This is a genomic window from Bacillus sp. FSL K6-1145, from assembly GCF_038003425.1.
GTDB classification, from domain to species: Bacteria; Bacillota; Bacilli; order Bacillales; family Bacillaceae; genus Bacillus; species Bacillus pumilus.
In genome coordinates this window covers 2,108,670-2,127,799 of sequence record NZ_JBBOPC010000001.1, presented here as the reverse complement: position 1 = coordinate 2,127,799, position 19,130 = coordinate 2,108,670, and the positions used below count along the sequence as shown (strand labels likewise).

The 19,130-nt window shown below is 41.6% G+C and carries 24 protein-coding genes; 22 read left to right on the top strand and 2 right to left on the bottom strand.

From position 1 onward, the window contains the following. Positions 1-86: 86 nt before the first annotated feature. The 18 genes from spoIIM (at position 87) to lysA (ending at position 14,231) form a co-directional block, all read left to right on the top strand. Entirely contained in the window at positions 87-734 is a 648-nt protein-coding gene (gene spoIIM / locus MHH41_RS10630) for a stage II sporulation protein M (RefSeq protein ID WP_034661156.1), read from the top strand. 118 nt (positions 735-852) lie between these two features. Beyond that, positions 853-1,305, top strand: coding sequence for a ferric iron uptake transcriptional regulator (fur, locus tag MHH41_RS10625; protein ID WP_003215577.1), 453 nt, complete (start codon positions 853-855; stop codon positions 1,303-1,305). Between the two features lie 118 nt (positions 1,306-1,423). Further along, positions 1,424-1,651, top strand: coding sequence for a YqzK family protein (locus tag MHH41_RS10620; protein ID WP_003215798.1), 228 nt, complete (start codon positions 1,424-1,426; stop codon positions 1,649-1,651). A gap of 6 nt (positions 1,652-1,657) precedes the next feature. Continuing rightward, on the top strand, positions 1,658-2,548 hold the full coding sequence (gene xerD, locus MHH41_RS10615; RefSeq protein WP_003215982.1) for a site-specific tyrosine recombinase XerD: 891 nt from the start codon (positions 1,658-1,660) through the stop codon (positions 2,546-2,548). Between the two features lie 151 nt (positions 2,549-2,699). Continuing rightward, positions 2,700-3,884, top strand: a complete 1,185-nt coding sequence (gene deoB / locus MHH41_RS10610) for a phosphopentomutase (protein ID WP_310426144.1) — start codon at positions 2,700-2,702, stop codon at positions 3,882-3,884. Between the two features lie 13 nt (positions 3,885-3,897). Beyond that, the gene (locus MHH41_RS10605; RefSeq protein WP_003216045.1) at positions 3,898-4,710 is read left to right on the top strand and encodes a purine-nucleoside phosphorylase; all 813 of its coding nucleotides are present in this window, start codon (positions 3,898-3,900) and stop codon (positions 4,708-4,710) included. Positions 4,711-4,867: 157 nt separating this feature from the next. Continuing rightward, complete coding sequence (locus tag MHH41_RS10600; RefSeq protein ID WP_445661620.1) at positions 4,868-6,022, top strand: D-alanyl-D-alanine carboxypeptidase family protein; 1,155 nt, start codon at positions 4,868-4,870, stop codon at positions 6,020-6,022. A gap of 162 nt (positions 6,023-6,184) precedes the next feature. After that, entirely contained in the window at positions 6,185-6,538 is a 354-nt protein-coding gene (gene spoIIAA / locus MHH41_RS10595; protein WP_012010448.1) for an anti-sigma F factor antagonist, read from the top strand. Then, on the top strand, positions 6,535-6,975 hold the full coding sequence (gene spoIIAB / locus MHH41_RS10590) for an anti-sigma F factor (RefSeq protein ID WP_012010447.1): 441 nt from the start codon (positions 6,535-6,537) through the stop codon (positions 6,973-6,975). Before spoIIAA ends, spoIIAB begins: the two co-directional genes overlap by 4 nt. A 13-nt stretch (positions 6,976-6,988) precedes the next feature. After that, entirely contained in the window at positions 6,989-7,756 is a 768-nt protein-coding gene (gene sigF, locus MHH41_RS10585; protein ID WP_340866300.1) for an RNA polymerase sporulation sigma factor SigF, read from the top strand. 114 nt (positions 7,757-7,870) lie between these two features. Continuing rightward, entirely contained in the window at positions 7,871-8,491 is a 621-nt protein-coding gene (locus tag MHH41_RS10580) for a stage V sporulation protein AA (RefSeq protein WP_003215534.1), read from the top strand. Next, positions 8,481-8,897: a stage V sporulation protein AB gene (locus MHH41_RS10575; RefSeq protein ID WP_044141069.1), complete on the top strand. Its 417-nt coding sequence runs from the start codon at positions 8,481-8,483 to the stop codon at positions 8,895-8,897. Before MHH41_RS10580 ends, MHH41_RS10575 begins: the two co-directional genes overlap by 11 nt. A gap of 19 nt (positions 8,898-8,916) precedes the next feature. Further along, on the top strand, positions 8,917-9,369 hold the full coding sequence (spoVAC, locus tag MHH41_RS10570) for a stage V sporulation protein AC (protein WP_003215687.1): 453 nt from the start codon (positions 8,917-8,919) through the stop codon (positions 9,367-9,369). A gap of 12 nt (positions 9,370-9,381) precedes the next feature. Next, positions 9,382-10,398 carry a stage V sporulation protein AD gene (gene spoVAD, locus MHH41_RS10565; protein WP_003215736.1) on the top strand — a complete coding sequence of 339 codons (1,017 nt, stop codon included), beginning with the start codon at positions 9,382-9,384 and terminating at the stop codon, positions 10,396-10,398. Beyond that, entirely contained in the window at positions 10,398-10,748 is a 351-nt protein-coding gene (gene spoVAE, locus MHH41_RS10560) for a stage V sporulation protein AE (RefSeq protein ID WP_003215479.1), read from the top strand. The genes spoVAD and spoVAE overlap by 1 nt, the downstream gene beginning before the upstream one ends. A gap of 6 nt (positions 10,749-10,754) precedes the next feature. Further along, positions 10,755-11,363: a stage V sporulation protein AE gene (locus MHH41_RS10555; RefSeq protein ID WP_003216039.1), complete on the top strand. Its 609-nt coding sequence runs from the start codon at positions 10,755-10,757 to the stop codon at positions 11,361-11,363. Further along, positions 11,317-12,789, top strand: a complete 1,473-nt coding sequence (locus tag MHH41_RS10550; RefSeq protein WP_050943818.1) for a spore germination protein — start codon at positions 11,317-11,319, stop codon at positions 12,787-12,789. The genes MHH41_RS10555 and MHH41_RS10550 overlap by 47 nt, the downstream gene beginning before the upstream one ends. Before the next feature lie 116 nt (positions 12,790-12,905). Next, on the top strand, positions 12,906-14,231 hold the full coding sequence (gene lysA / locus MHH41_RS10545) for a diaminopimelate decarboxylase (RefSeq protein ID WP_340866675.1): 1,326 nt from the start codon (positions 12,906-12,908) through the stop codon (positions 14,229-14,231). 38 nt (positions 14,232-14,269) lie between these two features. On the opposite strand, the gene MHH41_RS10540 is transcribed toward lysA, so the two are convergent. Further along, positions 14,270-15,154 carry a DUF1002 domain-containing protein gene (locus tag MHH41_RS10540; RefSeq protein WP_003215933.1) on the bottom strand — a complete coding sequence of 295 codons (885 nt, stop codon included), beginning with the start codon at positions 15,152-15,154 and terminating at the stop codon, positions 14,270-14,272. 321 nt (positions 15,155-15,475) lie between these two features. Between MHH41_RS10540 and MHH41_RS10535 the strand changes: the two genes are divergently transcribed. Further along, positions 15,476-15,913, top strand: coding sequence for a peptidylprolyl isomerase (locus MHH41_RS10535; RefSeq protein ID WP_003215505.1), 438 nt, complete (start codon positions 15,476-15,478; stop codon positions 15,911-15,913). A gap of 36 nt (positions 15,914-15,949) precedes the next feature. On the opposite strand, the gene MHH41_RS10530 is transcribed toward MHH41_RS10535, so the two are convergent. Then, positions 15,950-17,206 (bottom strand): MFS transporter, encoded by a 1,257-nt coding sequence (locus MHH41_RS10530; RefSeq protein ID WP_340866295.1) that lies wholly within the window; start codon positions 17,204-17,206, stop codon positions 15,950-15,952. Between the two features lie 250 nt (positions 17,207-17,456). On the opposite strand from MHH41_RS10530, the gene MHH41_RS10525 reads away from it, so the two are divergent. The 3 genes from MHH41_RS10525 (at position 17,457) to MHH41_RS10515 (ending at position 19,050) form a co-directional block, all read left to right on the top strand. After that, positions 17,457-18,038 carry a TetR/AcrR family transcriptional regulator gene (locus MHH41_RS10525; protein WP_106032594.1) on the top strand — a complete coding sequence of 194 codons (582 nt, stop codon included), beginning with the start codon at positions 17,457-17,459 and terminating at the stop codon, positions 18,036-18,038. 209 nt (positions 18,039-18,247) lie between these two features. Beyond that, positions 18,248-18,481 (top strand): DUF2164 domain-containing protein, encoded by a 234-nt coding sequence (locus MHH41_RS10520; RefSeq protein ID WP_050943822.1) that lies wholly within the window; start codon positions 18,248-18,250, stop codon positions 18,479-18,481. Between the two features lie 224 nt (positions 18,482-18,705). Then, positions 18,706-19,050 carry a hypothetical protein gene (locus MHH41_RS10515; RefSeq protein ID WP_003215701.1) on the top strand — a complete coding sequence of 115 codons (345 nt, stop codon included), beginning with the start codon at positions 18,706-18,708 and terminating at the stop codon, positions 19,048-19,050. Positions 19,051-19,130: the final 80 nt, after the last annotated feature.

The window sequence follows — 19,130 nt, the reverse complement described above, 5'->3', positions numbered from 1 at the left end:
TTCTCTTTTTTCTTTCAATAAAACTGTCATGTTTCGTAATCTCTCTCATAGAATCTAGTAACCTTTACTATTTGGGAGGAAGACGCATGCGGAAAAAGTCTTGGAAGGAACATCTTCTTCAGCACGTAAAAGACCATCTATCGATTTATTTGTTTGTCTCTGTACTCTTTTTAATGGGCGTGATATTTGGGGCCATCATCGTCAATAGTATGACAATTAGTCAGAAAGAGGATTTATTCTATTATTTAAATCAATTTTTTGGTCAGCTGACAAATGAGAAAGCAGCAGAATCAAAAGAAATGTTTTTGCAAAGCTTTTTGCATCATATGAAATATTTAGGTCTTATGTGGATACTAGGGATATCTATCATTGGCCTGCCGCTCATCTTTCTCATGATCTTTTTAAAGGGAATTGTCGTTGGGTTTACAGTTGGTTTTCTAGTAAATCAAATGGGGCTGAGTGGTTTTTTCCTTTCGTTCGTATCGGTTCTTCCGCAAAACATATTACTTATTCCAGCCTATTTAGTGATTGGGACATGTGCGATTGCGTTTTCCATCCGTCTCATTGGGCAGCTGTTCATGAAAAAAACCATCAGTCAAGCACCTGTTCAGTGGTTCGCCCGTTATGCATCTGTTCTACTGATGATTTTAGCGCTTGCTGCACTTTCGTCCTTTTTTGAATCGTACGTCTCCTTCATGCTCATGAAAAAGCTAGCAGGTGTTCTTTTCTCATGAATTTATAATTGTTATTAAATAATAATCAATTTATTTATCAATTTAAAATGATTATAGTTGGCTCCCAGCACATCATTTGATATAATGATCAAGTAATGTGGCGTAGGAGGGAAAGTCAATGGAAAATCGGATTGATCGAATTAAGAAACAGCTTCATTCTTCCAGCTATAAGCTCACGCCACAGCGTGAAGCAACAGTAAGAGTACTGCTTGAGAATGAAGAAGACCATTTAAGTGCAGAAGATGTATACCTCCTCGTAAAAGAGAAGTCTCCTGAAATTGGTCTTGCTACTGTTTATCGAACGTTAGAATTGCTAACTGAACTGAAAGTTGTTGATAAAATTAACTTTGGAGACGGCGTTTCGCGATATGATCTTCGCAAAGAAGGAGCCGCTCACTTCCATCATCATCTTGTCTGCATGGAATGCGGGACAGTCGATGAGATAGAAGATGATTTATTAGAAGATGTTGAAGAGATTATTGAACGTGACTGGAAATTTAAAATTAAGGATCATAGATTGACATTCCATGGTATTTGCCACCGGTGTCATGATGATGAATCCGGCAAATAATCCGAATTGGAACCTTTTCATTTAAGATGAAGAGGTTTTTTGCATTTTCGCTGTATATTCCTTGTCCCACCTGGCATATGCTGAAGTAATGAGAAGCTCGAGAAAGGACATGAGAATCATGCGAAAATGGCTCAAAACAACAGGTGAAGTGATGAAGGTATTTATCTTGTTCACTGGTTTTACCGTCCTGTTCTATTATGCTATGATATGGATAAATTCAGAATATGAAAGCTACCATCGTTATGATAAACCAGAGGGTGCAGCAATTAAAGTGATGGAAATGGATCAGCCGAATCAAGACAACTGGCAAGACCGATTGATTTATTTTTATCAAAACGGGGAGTAGAAATCATTGAACGATCAATTATCCGACTTTATTCATTTTATGACAGTAGAGAGAGGACTCTCTGAAAATACCATTGTTTCTTATAAACGAGATTTACAGAACTACTTGTCTTTTTTAATGACACATGAGCAGCTGACGGATATAAAAGATGTCACACGCCTGCATATCATTCATTATTTAAAAAAGCTAAAAGAGGAAGGGAAATCGAGCAAAACGTCAGTGCGGCATCTCTCCTCGATCCGGTCCTTCCACCAATTTCTGCTCCGGGAAAAAGTGACAACAGATGATCCGTCATGGAACATTGAAACGCAAAAAACAGAGCGGAAATTACCGAAAGTTCTCTCACTAGGGGAAGTTGAAAAGCTGCTTGATACACCAAATCAGCACACTCCATTTGACTACCGTGACAAAGCGATGCTCGAGCTCTTATATGCAACAGGCATTCGCGTCAGTGAAATGCTGGATCTGACCCTTGCCGATGTTCACCTCACAATGGGCTTTATCCGTTGTTTCGGTAAAGGAAGAAAAGAGCGGATTGTGCCAATTGGTGAAGCAGCTGCAAGTGCGATTGAAGAATATCTCGAAAAGGGAAGAAGCAAGCTGTTAAAAAAACAGCCGGCAGATGCCTTATTTCTCAATCATCACGGGAAAAAAATGTCGCGGCAAGGTTTCTGGAAGAATCTGAAAAAAAGAGCTCTCGAAGCAGGGATTCAAAAGGAACTCACACCCCATACACTCAGGCATTCATTTGCCACGCATCTGCTTGAAAACGGTGCAGACCTAAGAGCTGTGCAGGAGATGCTCGGACATGCCGATATCTCGACAACACAAATTTATACACATGTGACGAAAACAAGACTGAAAGATGTGTATCACAAATTCCATCCAAGGGCATAAGTAAAGCATGACACGGTGAACGTGTGTCATGCTTTTTCATGTTTGCACCGTTTATGGTTGTCAACCGGCTTGTAAACGGTTTATACTTGAGATGTCAGACCTCTCTTTTTGAAAGGTTAAAAGACAAGAATATTGAAGGAGGCGCTTTTTAATGCCTGATTATCAGTATAAACGCATTTTCCTCGTCGTAATGGATTCAGTAGGAATTGGGGAAGCACCTGATGCTGCTGAATTTAATGATGTAGGTGCAGATACACTAGGACATATTGCTGAAAAAATGAACGGGCTTCATATGCCAAATATGGCGAAGCTTGGGCTGAGTCATATTAAAGAAATCAAAGGAATTCCAGCGGATGAGAAGCCGCTTGCGTATTATGGAAAAATGCAAGAGGCATCAAATGGTAAAGATACAATGACAGGACACTGGGAAATCATGGGTCTTTACATAGACACACCGTTCAGAGTTTTTCCAGACGGATTCCCAGATGAACTATTAAATGAACTAAAAGAAAAAACAGGCAGAGGCATTATTGGAAATAAACCTGCGTCTGGTACTGAAATTTTAGACGAGCTTGGCGAAGAGCACATGAAAACAGGCGATCTAATCGTTTATACATCTGCGGATTCTGTGCTGCAAATTGCCGCGCACGAAGAAGTGGTGCCATTAGATGAACTTTACCGTATTTGTGAAATTGCACGTGAGCTCACATTAGATGAAAAATACATGGTTGGCCGCATTATCGCCCGTCCATTTGTCGGGGAGCCTGGCGCATTTGTCAGAACACCGAACCGTCATGACTATGCTTTAAAACCATTTGACCGAACAGTGATGAATGAGCTGAAAGATGATGGGCTCGATGTGATTGCGATTGGCAAAATCTCTGATATTTATGATGGAGAAGGAATCACCTCTTCTCTCAGAACAAAATCGAACATGGACGGAATGGACAAGCTGGTTGATACACTTAAAACAGACTTTACGGGACTCAGCTTTTTAAACCTTGTTGATTTTGACGCCCTTTACGGACATAGAAGAGATCCAGAGGGTTACGGAAAAGCACTAGAGGAATTTGACGCCCGTCTTCCTGAAGTGTTTGATCTGTTAAAAGAGGATGATCTTCTTGTCATTACAGCAGATCATGGAAATGACCCGGTTCATCACGGAACAGATCATACAAGAGAATACGTTCCGCTCATTGCTTACAGCAAAAAGCATCAAGGAGCAAATGAACTGCCAACTTCAAAAACCTTTGCTGATCTTGGAGCAACGGTCGCAGACAATTTCAAGACAACGATGCCAAAATACGGCACAAGCTTTTTATCTAAACTCAAATAGGGGGGGAAATCTCGTGGGAGCACAGTTTTCAGAAGCGGCGGCATACATTAAACAAGCATCGACATACGTACCAACAGTTGGATTGATCTTAGGTTCAGGGCTTGGCATTTTAGCAGATGAGATTGAAAATCCAATCAAATTGAAATATGAAGATATTCCTGGATTCCCTATTTCAACAGTAGAGGGTCATGCAGGACAGCTCGTCATCGGGACGCTGAAAGGCACTGTCGTATGTGCGATGCAAGGACGTTTTCACTTCTATGAAGGATATGATATGAAGCAAGTGACGTTTCCAGTCCGTGTGATGAAAGAAATTGGCATTGAGACATGCATCGTGACAAATGCAGCCGGCGGTGTGAATACTTCATTCCATCCAGGCGATCTCATGCTGATTACAGATCATATCAATATGATGGGGACCAATCCATTAATTGGTCCAAATGACAGTCAAGGCGTTCGTTTCCCTGATATGTCTGCCCCATACGATAAAGATTTGCTGGCACTTGCAGAAGAAACAGCTCAGCGGTTAGGCATATCTGTACAGCAGGGTGTTTATGCAGGGATGACAGGTCCTTCATATGAAACACCGGCTGAAGTTCGTTTCCTTAGAACACTTGGCGCAGATGCTGTAGGCATGTCGACGGTCCCAGAGGTGATTGTTGCGCGTCATGCAGGAATCAAAGTGCTAGGTATTTCATGCATTTCTAATGCGGCATCAGGTATTTTAGATCAGCCGCTGTCTCATGATGAAGTCATTGAAGTAACCGAAAAAGTGAAAGCGAGTTTCCTTGATTTAGTAAAAGACATTGTCAAACAACTCTCATAGCATGTTTTAAGAAGCCTTCTGTTTATCGACAGAAGGCTTTTTTTATGGCAATCATACGATCTCTGAATAAAACAGCCTCGATGAGGAAAAAATAGAAAGGATTACGATAATGGAGGTCTGCCACTTGAAACGTCATATATGTGCATTGTTTATTTTAATGATCCTTATCTCAATGGTTTCACCATCAGCGATAGCAAAAGAAAAGATTGAAAAACCAGAAGAAAAACAAACATCAGAATTGGTGCACGAAGCCAAATCAGCCATCTTAATAGAACGTGACACGGGAAAAGTGCTTTACAACAAAAACAGCGATGAAAAGCTGGCACCCGCAAGTATGACCAAAATCATGACGATGCTTCTCATCATGGAAGCCATTGATCAAGGAAAACTGAAAATGACTGACAAGGTAAGAACAAGCGACTATGCAGCTTCAATGGGAGGGTCACAAATCTTCCTTGAACCTGGAGAAGAAATGACCGTGAAAGAAATGCTGAAAGGCATTGCGATTGCGTCTGGAAATGATGCTTCAGTTGCCATGGCAGAGCATATTGCAGGATCTGAAGAACAGTTTGTGGAGCAAATGAACAAAAAGGCAAAAGAACTCGGCCTCACCTCTACGGTCTTTCAAAACCCAACAGGACTTCCTGAAAAAGACCATTACAGTTCAGCTCATGATATGGCAAAAATGGCAAAAGAACTGATGAAATATGAACAAATCACCAAATTCACAGGGGTCTACGAAGACTATCTCCGTCAAAACACCGATAAAAAATTCTGGCTTGTGAATACGAACCGATTGATTAAATTTTATCCAGGTGTCGATGGGTTGAAAACAGGTTTTACAGGCGAAGCCAAATACTGTTTGACCGCAACCGCTAAAAAAGGAAACATGCGCGTCATTGCAGTTGTCTTCGGCGCAAGTACACCGAAAGACAGAAACGCTCAAGTGGTCAAAATGTTAGACTATGCATTTAGTCAATACACCACACACCCACTTTACAAACGAGGACAAGATGTAGCTGAAATCAAGGTAAGCAAAGGGACAAAGAAAAAAATTCAGCTTGTCACCTCTGAACCAATCTCCCTTTTAACGAAAAAAGGCGAAAATGTGGATCAGATTAAAAAAGAAATCAAATTGTCTCAGGATGTTACGGCTCCATTCTCAAAAGGAACGGAACTTGGAACCATTGTCTTGAAAAAAGACGGAAAAGTGCTGCATGAAAGCCCTGTACAAGCCAAAGAAGGAATGGAAAAAGCGGGCGTTTGGACATTCTTCAAACGAGCGATGGCTGAATTTGTGAAATGGAAATAAAAAGGAGAAGGCTGCTGAAACAGGCAGTCTTTTTGCTATGAGGAAGAAGAAAAGAACATCTAAATGTGACGAATGGTCACTAGTTTTGTCATGGTGAAGGATTTACTTGATAAAAAAGAGAAACAATCTTTATCCGAAATTAGAGCAAGGAGGAATAAAAAGATGAGCCTTGATATTGATTTTCAAGTAAAAGAGAGCGTACTTTGCATTCGATTAACAGGAGAGCTCGATCATCACTCCGCAGAAACATTGAGACAAAAGGTGACGAATTATTTGGAAACAGAGGACATTCGCCACATTGTGCTGAATTTGGCTGATTTAACGTTTATGGACAGCTCAGGTCTCGGAGTGATTTTAGGAAGATATAAAGAAATTAAACAGCTTGGCGGAGAAATGGTCGTCTGTGCTATTTCGCCAGCAGTGAACCGGTTATTTGATATGTCTGGCTTATTTAAAATCATCCGTATGGAGCCTTCAGAGCAAACGGCATTGCAAACATTGGGGGTGGCATCATGAGGAATGAAATGAACCTGACCTTCTCTGCTTTAAGTCAAAATGAATCCTTTGCGAGGGTGACAGTCGCGGCGTTTATCGCCCAGCTTGATCCGACATTAGATGAATTAACAGAAATCAAAACCGTTGTGTCAGAGGCGGTGACAAACTCCATTATCCATGGCTATGATGGGAATCCAGATGGCAAGGTGCATATCGAAGTCACACTTGATGACCATGTTGTGTACCTCACCATCCGTGACGAAGGGATGGGCATTACAGATCTTGAGGAAGCAAGACAGCCGCTTTTCACGACAAAACCAGACTTAGAACGCTCTGGAATGGGCTTTACCATTATGGAGAATTTTATGGATGATGTCATGATAGACTCATCTCCAGAAATGGGCACAACCATCCGTTTAACAAAGCATCTATCAAAAAGCAAAGCGCTTTGTAATTAAAGGAGCTGCTCATATGGATGTGGAGGTAAAAAAGCAAGCAAAAAAAGCCCAGCTGTCAAATGATGAAGTCAAAGAGCTCATCAAAAAAAGCCAAGGCGGTGATCAGCAAGCAAGAGACCTCCTCGTAGAAAAAAACATGCGTCTTGTTTGGTCCGTTGTTCAGCGCTTTTTAAATAGAGGATATGAACCAGATGATTTGTTTCAAATTGGCTGTATTGGACTGCTAAAATCTGTTGATAAATTTGATTTGTCATATGATGTGAAGTTTTCGACCTATGCTGTCCCAATGATCATTGGTGAAATCCAGCGATTCATTCGAGATGATGGAACAGTCAAAGTCAGCCGGTCACTAAAGGAACTCGGAAATAAAATCCGGCGGGCAAGAGATGAATTGTCTAAGTCTCACGGAAGAATGCCGACCGTCCAGGAAATAGCCGAATATCTTGATATCACACCAGAGGATGTCGTCCTCGCCCAAGAAGCGGTCCGAACGCCGTCGTCGATTCATGAAACGGTGTATGAAAATGACGGGGACCCGATTACATTACTTGATCAAATTGCCGATCATTCAGAAGAAAGATGGTTTGATAAAATCGCGCTGAAAGAAGCGATCAAGGAATTAGAAGAACGAGAAAAACTCATTGTGTACTTAAGATATTATAAAGACCAAACACAATCTGAGGTAGCGGAGAGACTCGGCATTTCACAAGTACAAGTCTCGCGGCTCGAAAAGAAAATTTTAAAACAAATCCAAATGCAAATGGATCAAAAAGAGAGCTAGCCAATTCGGCTGGCTTTTTTCGTGTGGTAATTACCGGTAAATCAAGTTCTCTCGGTATGAGAACCATTTTTCACCACATACTATTTTTAACCCATCGTATAGGAAGTGACTTGGATGGACGGACAAATCTTTCTTCGGCTGCGCCATCGCATTAAGACCGGTAATGATCAGCTCATTTATTTAGAAGATATCGCCCAAATCACTGGTGATGAGTTTGCTGTACAAAAGCTTAGCAAGATGCCGATATATCATGTCAGTAAAAAGGATCGTCACATCGCCGTTCTTGATATCATGCATGTGGTCAAAACGATCAAAAAAACATGGCCAGACATCGACATTCAAACCGTCGGAGGCGCTGAAGCCATTGTTGAAATTGATACAGGCAAACGCCAGCTTTCTCCGATTTTATTTGTGTTCGTGTGGCTCCTATTATTTGTCGGAGCGGCGCTTGCCATTATGAATTTCCACGAGGATGTCAGTATGCGGCTCGTTCATATCCGCCTATATGAAATGATCACAGGAAAAACGGTTGAGCATCCTTATTTATTGCAAATTCCATACAGCTTTGGACTAGGCTTTGGCATGATTTTATTTTTCAATCATGTATTTAAAAAGCGTTTAAATGAAGAACCAAGCCCGCTCGAAGTGGAGATGTTTAAATATCAGCTCGATCTCGATCATTATGTCGCCCTTAAAGAAAATAAAGAGACAATGAAAGATATCCATGATCGGTAAGTGGCTTTTTGTCGCGTTAGTTGGACTTGGCGGCGGTTTAACGGTAGGAGCAGGGTTTGTGGCATTTCTCACAGTGCTTGGCATCATCCCTCGTTTAATGCAATTAACGAAAACGCAGCGCTTCATACAAGGATACGAGGCAGCTGTCATCACCGGGGCGGTCGTTGGCGGCTGGGCAACCTTGAGCGAGGTGCATTTGCATTTATCCAAATGGCTGGCGCTCCCGATCGGTCTTTTAGCAGGCATTTTCGTCGGCATGCTTGCAGCTGCGCTGACTGAAGTATTAAATGTACTTCCTATATTAACGAAAAGAATTGGAATGGACGGGAAAATTGTTTTGCTTCTCATGGCCATTGTCTTAGGCAAAGTATTTGGTTCACTATTCCATTGGCTGATTTATATTTAAAAATTTGGAGGGAACAACCGTGTCGAGTTTAAAAGAGAACTATCCATCTAAGGTGAAAACGTATCAGCCTAAACCTCCTTATGTCCTCAACTGCATCAAGGCTTTTCTTGTTGGTGGATTGATCTGTGCCATAGGCGAGGGGCTGCAACATTTCTATATTCACTTTTTTGATTTTAATGAAAAAACAGCAGGGAACCCAACAGTGGCGACCCTCATTTTAATTTCTTCTATATTAACTGGTATCGGTATTTACGATAGAATCGGCCAGTTTGCCGGAGCGGGATCGGCTGTTCCGGTGACAGGATTTGCAAACAGTATGACAAGTGCTGCCCTTGAGCATAGAAGTGAAGGGCTTGTTTTAGGGGTTGCCACAAATATGTTTAAGCTCGCTGGGAACGTCATTGTATTTGGTGTCGTCTCGGCATATGTCGTAGGGATCATTCGATACGTCTTGGAAAAGATGTTTTCGTAGGAGGAATGAAACGTGAAACTAACAGGTAAACAATCTTGGGTTTTTGAGCACAAGCTTTACGTCAATGCAGAGGGAACAGCTGCAGGGCCGAAAGAAAAAGAAGGACCGATTGGTCATTTAATTGATAAAACGTATGACGAAATGCATTGTGATCAAAAGAACTGGGAAATGGCTGAAAGAAAACTGATGGAAGATGCGATATCCAGTGCTTTATCAAAAGCAAATTTGCAAAAAAGCGATATTGATCTATTGCTGGCAGGAGATTTACTTAATCAAAACGTCACAGCAAACTATGTGGCGAGAGAACTAAAAATCCCGTTTCTATGTTTGTTTGGGGCATGCTCAACCTCAATGGAATCGGTCGCCATTGCGTCTGCACTCATTGATGGCGGTTTTGCCAATAGAGCCATTGCAGCGACAAGCAGTCATAATGCAACGGCAGAACGCCAATTTCGTAATCCAACAGAATACGGCGGACAAAAGCCAGATACAGCCACAAGTACCGTCACTGGGAGCGGGGCCGTTATTATTAGCCAGGAGACCTCTCCAATTCAAATTACAAGCGCTACAGTAGGCAGGGTGATGGATCTTGGAATTACAGATCCATTTGACATGGGATCGGCCATGGCTCCGGCAGCGGCAGATACCATCAAGCAGCATTTAGAAGACCTCGGAAGAACGGTGGACGATTACGATCTGATTTTAACAGGGGATTTATCTGGTATTGGTTCACCAATCTTAAAGGATCTTCTGAAGGAAGAAGGCATTCAGCTTGGGAGGAAGCATGATGATTGCGGTTTAATCATCTATACACCCGATCAAAATGTATTCGCTGGTGGGAGCGGCTGTGCTTGTTCAGCTGTTGTGACATTTAGTCACATTTTTCAAGAAATGAAAGCAGGAAATCTGCAAAGAGTACTCGTTGTGGCAACCGGAGCGCTTCTAAGTCCAATGATGGTCCAGCAAAAAGAGACCATTCCAACCATTGCGCACGGTGTCGTATTTGAGCGTGCAGGAGGAGAGAGCTAATGGATTATCTTATCGCTTTTGTTGCAGGCGGACTTATTTGCGTCATTGGTCAGCTTTTACTAGACATACTCAAACTTACGCCTGCACATGTCATGACCACCTTTGTTGTGGCGGGCACCATCTTAGACGGATTCGGTATTTATGATAAATTTATTGAATTTGCGGGTGCGGGCGCAACCGTACCAATCGTCAGCTTTGGTCATAGCTTGCTTCATGGAGCGATGCATCAGGCAGATGTACACGGGTTCATCGGAATCGGGATCGGTATTTTTGAATTAACTTCTGCTGGAATTTCAGCTGCGATTTTATTCTCATTTATTATCGCTCTTATCTTTAAACCGAAAGGATAACCTAATATGGGGCAAAGACGAAAAGTCATTTTAGTGACAGACGGAGATATATATGCTGCCAAAACCATTGAGCTTGCTGCTAAAAATGTCGGTGGGCGATGTATTTCCAGCTCAAAAGGAAATCCAAGCAAACGAACAGGACCTGAACTTGTGCAGATGATTTTAAAAACGCCGAATGATCCAGTGTTTGTCATGTTTGATGATTCTGGCCTGACAGGTGAAGGAACAGGGGAGATAGCGATGAAGCATGTGGCGCGTCATCCTGAAATTGAAGTCATTGGGGCGATCGCCGTTGCATCCAAAACGCATCAAGCTGAATGGACAAAGGTTCATGTTTCCATTGACCGGGAGGGTGAACTGACAGAATACGGTGTCGACAAGCATGGTCTTCCCGAAATGGAGCCTCATAAAATGAGCGGAGATACCGTGTATTGTCTTGACTCGCTCGATCTGCCGTTTGTTGTTGGAATTGGAGATATTGGCAAAATGGGACGGAAAGATGATCTGAGCAAAGGATCTCCGATCACAATGAAAGCAGTTGAATTAATTTTAGAAAGGAGTGGTTTCCATGAAGAAAGACAAGGTAAACGTGTACCGAGATCCGAAGAAAAATGAAGATTACTTTAAAGAAAATGTCGGAATGGGTCTCAGCTTTGACCTTGGCGTGCGGAAAATTTATATACACGATCAGGAAATCCAACTTTACTATGTAAATGGACTGTGTGATACACAGTATGTCATCTACTTATTAAAAGAGCTAGTTGAAATCAATGACAACGAACCTGAATCAGATGACATGGCTCGTGTGATTGAGAATCGTCTTGTCAATCAGCAGGTCTCAAAGGTTGAAACACTTGATGAAGCGGTAGACCAAGTGCTGTCGGGCCTTGTGGCAGTTGTAGTTGAAGGTGAAAACTACGCATTTATCATTGATGTCAGAAGCTATCCTGGCAGAATGCCAGAGGAGCCGGATACAGAAAAGGTTGTCCGGGGCGCAAGAGACGGTTTTGTTGAAAACATTATTGTCAATACAGCACTCATACGAAGACGGGTGCGAGATGAAAAACTGAGATACAAAATGCTCAAAGTAGGCGAACGTTCGAAAGCGGATGTATGTGTTTGCTACATTGAAGATATTGCGGACCCAGATCTTGTCGATATCATAGAGAAAGAAGTGTCAGGAATCAAAGTCGACGGGCTGACGATGTCTGATAAAACAATTGAAGAATTCATTATTAAACAAGGATACAATCCCTTTCCCCTTGTACGTTACACCGAGCGTCCAGATGTCGCTGCTAACCATATACTAGAAGGGCATGTCATCATCATTACGGATACATCTCCTAGTGTCATCATTACGCCAACCACCATTTTTCACCACGTTCAACATGCAGAAGAATACCGCCAAGCACCTGCAGTTGGTACGTTCCTAAGATGGGTACGCTTTTTAGGCATTTTATGTTCAACGTTTCTTTTACCAATTTGGTTTCTGTTTATCCTTGAACCAAGTCTTCTGCCAGATAATTTAAGCTATATTGGCTTTAACAAACCGTCCCATATTCCAGTGATTTTACAAGTATTTCTAGCTGATTTTGGGGTGGAATTTTTAAGGATGGCTGCAATTCATACGCCAACTGCATTGTCGACCGCCATGGGGCTGATTGCGGCTGTTTTAATTGGGCAAATTGCCATTGATGTCGGTTTATTTACACCAGAGGTCATCTTATACGTCTCACTAGCGGCAATCGGTACATTTACAACCCCAAGCTATGAGCTGAGTGTCGCCAATAAGATTGTACGACTCATCATATTAGCGCTCGTGGCGATCTTTAAGCTGAATGGACTCATCATTGGTTTTACGTTGTTACTCATCTACTTAACATCCATTCGTTCATTGCAGACGCCTTATATGTGGCCATTTCTTCCTTTTAACGGGAAGGCTTTGTGGCAAGTGCTGATTCGGACGTCTGTTCCTGGCTCAAAAGTAAGGCCAAGCATTGTTCACCCTCAAAACAGATCAAAAATTCCGCCAAATTCTTAACGCTCATTGAAAGTGGCTGAAGATTGTGATATTGTATTTTTAACTTTGAGAAACGGCAAAAAGGCAGCTCACGCAGCTGTCTTTTTTCAGCCGAGGCGGAGAAAGAGGGAATGACATTGTATTTACACGGCACTTGCAGACAAAATGAACTCGGTCATTTAGAAATTGGTGGTGTTGATGCCGTTTCTTTAGCTGAAACGTATGGGACACCACTTTATGTATATGATGTGGCTTTAATACGGGAGCGTGCAAAAAGCTTTCAAAAAGCATTTATAGAAGAAGAGTTAAAAGCGCAGGTAGCATATGCGAGTAAAGCATTTTCCTCCATCGCGATGTTTCAACTTGCCAAGGAAGAAGGATTATCTCTTGATGTCGTATCAGGCGGGGAGCTTCACACAGCCATTTGCGCTGGGTTTCCGGTAGAAAAAATTCATTTCCATGGCAACAATAAAAGTAGAGATGAATTAAAAATGGCGTTAGAGCACGAGATCGGCTGTATCGTTGTAGATAATTTCTACGAAATGAAGCTCATTGAAGAGCTTGGTCAAGAGCTGTCAAAACAGGTGAAAGTGCTGCTCCGTATCACACCAGGTGTCGAAGCGCATACGCATGATTACATTACAACAGGCCAAGAGGATTCCAAATTTGGCTTTGACCTTCACAATGGACAAGCGGATGAAGCGGTGAAACAAGTGCTTGGATCAGAAGTGATCGAACTTTTAGGCGTACATTGCCATATCGGATCACAAATATTTGATACAGCTGGTTTTGTCCTTGCAGCAGACAAGATCTTTTTGAAGCTGGATGAATGGAGAGGATCATTTGGTTTTATTTCGACCGTGTTAAACTTAGGCGGCGGCTTTGGCATCCGTTATACAGAAGAAGATGAACCACTTCCTGCGACAGAATACGTCGAGAAAATTATCCAAGCTGTAAAAGAGAACGTGACACGCTATGAGTTTGATATGCCGGAGATTTGGATTGAGCCAGGCCGCTCTCTTGTTGGTGACGCAGGAACAACGCTTTATACGATCGGCTCATCAAAACACGTACCTGGCATTCGCGATTATGTTGCGGTAGATGGGGGAATGAGTGACAACATTCGTCCAGCATTATATCAAGCGAAATATGAAGCAGCAAGTGCCAACAAAATGAGCCAATCGCACAATCAAACAGTTTCTATTGCAGGGAAATGCTGTGAAAGCGGAGATATGCTTATTTGGGATATCGATCTGCCAGAGTTATCACAAGGAGATTTATTAGCTGTCTTTTGTACCGGAGCTTACGGCTACAGTATGTCAAATAACTATAACCGCATCCCGCGCCCGGCTGTTGTATTTGTAGAAGACGGGGAAGCGCAGCTTGTGGTTGAACGTGAAACATATGCGGACATTGTCAAACTTGATTTACCTTATCAATCAAAAGTGAAATCATCTACGTAAAAAAGCTGCCTGCACATCAGGCAGCTTTTTATAATGACTTATTTACCTCCAGTAAATACAGAGACGATCGCGTTCCAAATGGAGACAAAGAAATCCCAAATCTTTTGAAGTAGGTTTTTCCCTTCATCTGATTCTATGAATTTCGTAATCTTGTCTTTTGCTTTATCGATTTGAGATCCTACCTGGTTCCAATCGATATTGATGTTCTTCATTTTATCGAATAGAGAAATAAGCTGATCCTTTTGATCTTGCGTTAGATTTAAGTTTAAATCAGAAGCAGCCTGATCCACTTTTTCTTCTACTTCTTTTGTTGTTTTAGGGACACCATTTTTCGCAATGTCATCCTTGATTTTTGCAATAAGGGCAGAAGCATTGTCTTTCCCGATGGAGTCACCCAATTTAGACGTTGTCACAAGCTCTTCGTTTGCTACCTGCTTCACATCTTCTGGAATGGCTTTGTCGCTAGACACTTCATAGGCTTTTAATAAACCTGTCAGTGCGGCTGTCCCAGAAACTTCAAACGGTGCAGTCACAACAACCTTAGCATCCTTGACACCGGCTGTCATTAAAGCATTTAAATACATCTCATCTGTAATGGTCTTGATGTTATGTGTATCCACAGTCAGACCAGTACCTGATTTTTCAATGGTGATAGATGAAGATGATAATGCTCTCGTCCCGATAGAAGAACGGGGGATATACTTTCCTAAATATTCATGCTCTTCTTTATTGGTTACTTCAATTTTTGTCGCATTTTCAGGTGGATTCAACTCGTCAAGCACCTTTTGGCGATCAGCCGGAGTTAAGTCTTGCCCAAGTGTGACGATGACATCGCCGACAGCTGCATCCGCTAAGCTGACTTTTGGCGCACCAATGAGGAAAAGGAGCGCTGCCATCATACTAAGCATTGATTTTTTAAACATGTTGACCTCCTTCAAGTCGAAAGGGTTCCTCTTTCAAGAGAAACTCATCTTTTGAGTACACGTAAAGAAATGTACTCCATCATATAGACGTAACAAATCGATTCGACGTTTCAATTTTCTTTTTAAGATGTTTTCCTTTTCCAATAAATAAAGACCTGTTGCTCATTCTGTTATCAATTTAATAGGAAAAAAGGATCGAGCTCTTCTATTGTATCAATCCTAAGAAAAGAGGTAAATCACAATCAAAGAGCAGGGGATGTTTAACATGACCGAAAATGTGCTATAATGAGCGTTGTTTAACCTGAAAGGAGAATGTGAAAAATGGCAAAAAAAGGATACATACAACTAACGAATGGTAAGAAACTTGAGTTTGAACTATACCCAGAGGCTGCTCCAGGGACAGTAGCAAACTTTGAAAAATTAGCGAATGAAGGCTTCTACGATGGATTGAAATTCCACCGCGTCATCCCAGGCTTCGTAAGCCAAGGTGGCGATCCAAACGGTAATGGAACAGGCGGTCCTGGTTACACAATTAAATGTGAAACAGAAGGGAATCCACATCAACACGAAAGAGGTTCATTATCAATGGCGCATGCCGGTAAAGACACGGGCGGCAGCCAATTCTTTATCGTCCATGACCCGCAGCCGCACTTAAACGGTGTTCACACTGTTTTTGGCAAAGTAACATCTGGTATCGAGGCTGTTCTAGATATGGAACAAGGCCAAGGAATGGAAAAAGTCGAAGTTTTCGATGCTTAATCCAAAACACCGCTTAAACGCGGTGTTTTTTTATTATCAATCTGATTTTACGGTTATTTGTTCCGTGAGGCGGTAGGTGATGAACCAATATAAAAGGGCAATAGCGCTAACAGAGGCGCCAAATAAACATACTCCGCTCCAGCCATTGTTTGCGTATATGCTAGTGGAAGCAATGGAACCAGTCGCACTGCCGATGGAGTAAAAAATCATATAAGCAGCAGTGAGCCGGCTTCTCGCCTCAGGCAGCACTGTGAAAATCATACTTTGGTTGGTCACATGTACGGCTTGCACAGATAGGTCAAGAATAATAATACCGATGATTAATAAAATGAGTGAATATTCAGTGAAAAAGATAAAAAACCATGAAACGAATAATAGGACAAGGGCTATACAAGTTGTTAATTGTCCTAAGCCTCGATCAGCAAGGCTTCCAGCCCGAGTAGCGCCTAATGCTCCGGCAACTCCAGCAAGTCCAAATGCACCGATCGCCGTATGTGAAAGATTGTGTGGCGAGCTGCTGAGAGGCAGCACGAGCGAAGTCCACAACGTACCAAACGCGATAAAGATCAGAAAACCCAGTATGCCTCGGATGCGAAGAATTCTTTCTTGTCTGAACAATGTAAACATTGAAGCAAGCAGCTTCATATAGGATATTGACGCTCTCTCGCTGTCAGCCCGCGGGAGATACCGGTATAACACGGCGGTTATGATGAGCATCATAACGGCAGACACGAGATAGACTGACCTCCAGCCGGCGAGATCGGTTAGTACACCAGCAAACGTTCGTGCGAGAAGAATACCAATCACAATGCCACTTTGAACCAAGCCCACGATACGGCCTCGTTCTTCAGGAGCAGCCCATGTCGCTGCGAACGCTACGAGTACCTGAGTGACCACAGCAAGCATGCCGACGGAAGCCAGCCCTATAAACAGGACGGTGGCAGTAGGGGCGATGCCGACTAGAATCAGAGATAACACGGATACTAGCATCTGAGCCATGATGAGCCGCCTTTGATTGAACAGGTCACCAAGTGGTACGATCAGTAGCAGTCCTAGTGCATAACAAAGCTGAGTAATCGTAATGACAATGCCAATGGATGAATAGGTGATGCCAAACTCGGATGCGAGGGAGTCTAATAACGGTTGTGCAAAGTATATGTTTGCAACTGCCATCCCGCAGGCTGACGCAAAAAGCAGAGCCATATAGCGAGTCATCGCTTGCTTCGGTTTGTTTTGTAAATGAGCCGTTTCCAAATCAAGATGTTCTATGGAAATGATTTTTTCTTTCACCATGCATGTCGTCGTCTCCTTTTGTACTAAAAAGTATAATATACTGATCGGTATATTATGATTACTGTTAAGGATAACCAACAAAACATTTTAAAGTCAATACTTTCATCTTGAAAGAGGAAGGAAATTTGACAATCATACGTCGATAAAATAAAATTATAATGTACCGACTGGTAATCAAATAGACAATAATATCAAAAAATAGATACCTGACTTTGTGAAGAAATTTTAATGTTGAAATGAGGAATTGCTGATGGTTCGACAACGGGAATTTGACAAGGAAAAAGCATTGGATGAGGCAATGGTGCTTTTTTGGGAAAAGGGGTATAGGGCCACTACATTAAGCGATTTGACTGAAAAAATGGGAATACAGCGGCCAAGTTTATACTCAGCGTTTGGAGATAAAGAGGAATTATTTGAGGCCGCATTACGCAAATACACAAAGCAGCATGCTGCCCATATTCGAACAAAACTTCAAAACAAACTTTCTGTCAAGGAAGCATTTCATACATTATTTGCAGATTTAGTAGAAGAGGAATATAGAGATGGTCCGAGTAAAGGGTGTTTTTGCATCAATACAATAGTGGAGCTTGCGCCACACGAAGAGAAATTTGAAATTCTGACAAGAGAGCATCAGATGTATCTTTCCGTCATTTTCGAAGAAAGAATTGTTCAAGGTATTCGCTCGGGTGAGCTCAAAAGCAGCCTGAATGCTAAAGCTTTAGCACAAACACTGGTCGTTTCTTTCATAGGACTGACCGTCCTCATGAAATCTCGTCCAGAACGTTCATTTGTAGATCATTCTGTAGCGACGATACTTTCCATATTAAAATAATGACAACATGCTATGGCATCCTCCTTCAATAAGAGTGATAGCGTATTTTGAACTAAATATCAAAATACGCTTTTTCTTTTAGGACAGTGGTGGACAAAATTCGATTTTGTGATATGATAAGAGAACAAACATTCGTATTTGTGGGTGTCGCCACATTGTCAGTACAAATCTAAAAAGCGTGGTCATGCTGAAAGAAAGCAGGAGATAATTTGAAACCATTAACAAAAGAAGAAAAAGATCAAATGATGATTGCCATTCAGCGTTACTTTGCCGAAGAACGAGAAGAAGAAATTGGTGAATTAGCAGCCATCAATATACTAGAATTTATCACAAAAAACCTTGGAAGCTACTATTATAATCAAGGGGTTCGTGACAGCCGGAACATCGCTGTTCAGAGATCGCAATTGTTAGAGGAAGATTTATTTGCACTCGAAAAAAGATGATCATCAATAATGTGCGCCTTGCTAACTGATAAAGAGGAAAGAGACCCCCTTAATAAAGAACGCATATTCGTATCATATGTAATGATGAAAAGGTGGAACCAAAGGTCCATCTCAATCGTTATATAAGTAACCATTAATGGAAATCAGCTTTTTTGGTTTTATTTCATCAAAAGAAGGAATAAAACATACAAATAGGCGAAGTGCAGATGATGGAGGTTCTAAATATGGGGAAAATTAAATTGAAAATGGCCATCTTATTTGTTTTACTGCTTTGTTTAGGCGCAGGTTATTTATACATGAATGGCATGAAAATTGAAGATGTGCCAACAGCCATTGGTGAAAGCTTAACAAATAATGATAAAGATTATACCATCTATGAATATACCATTACGAAAATTGACGGAGATGAATATTACGGTCAAGCAAAAAACGGCACAAAAATCATTTTTAGTGGAAAGAAATTCGAAGATGATGTGGCCGACTTGAAGAAAGGTGATCGTATTAAAGCCTACTTTAGTAATGAAAAGAGAATAGATGGTCTTATAAAAGTAGTAAAAGTCGTTAATTAACAAGTCTCCTTTCCTATAAGGAGGCTTTTTTTGTGAGAAATCTTGATTGTTGCATTTGACAACAAGGATCGCTATAATAG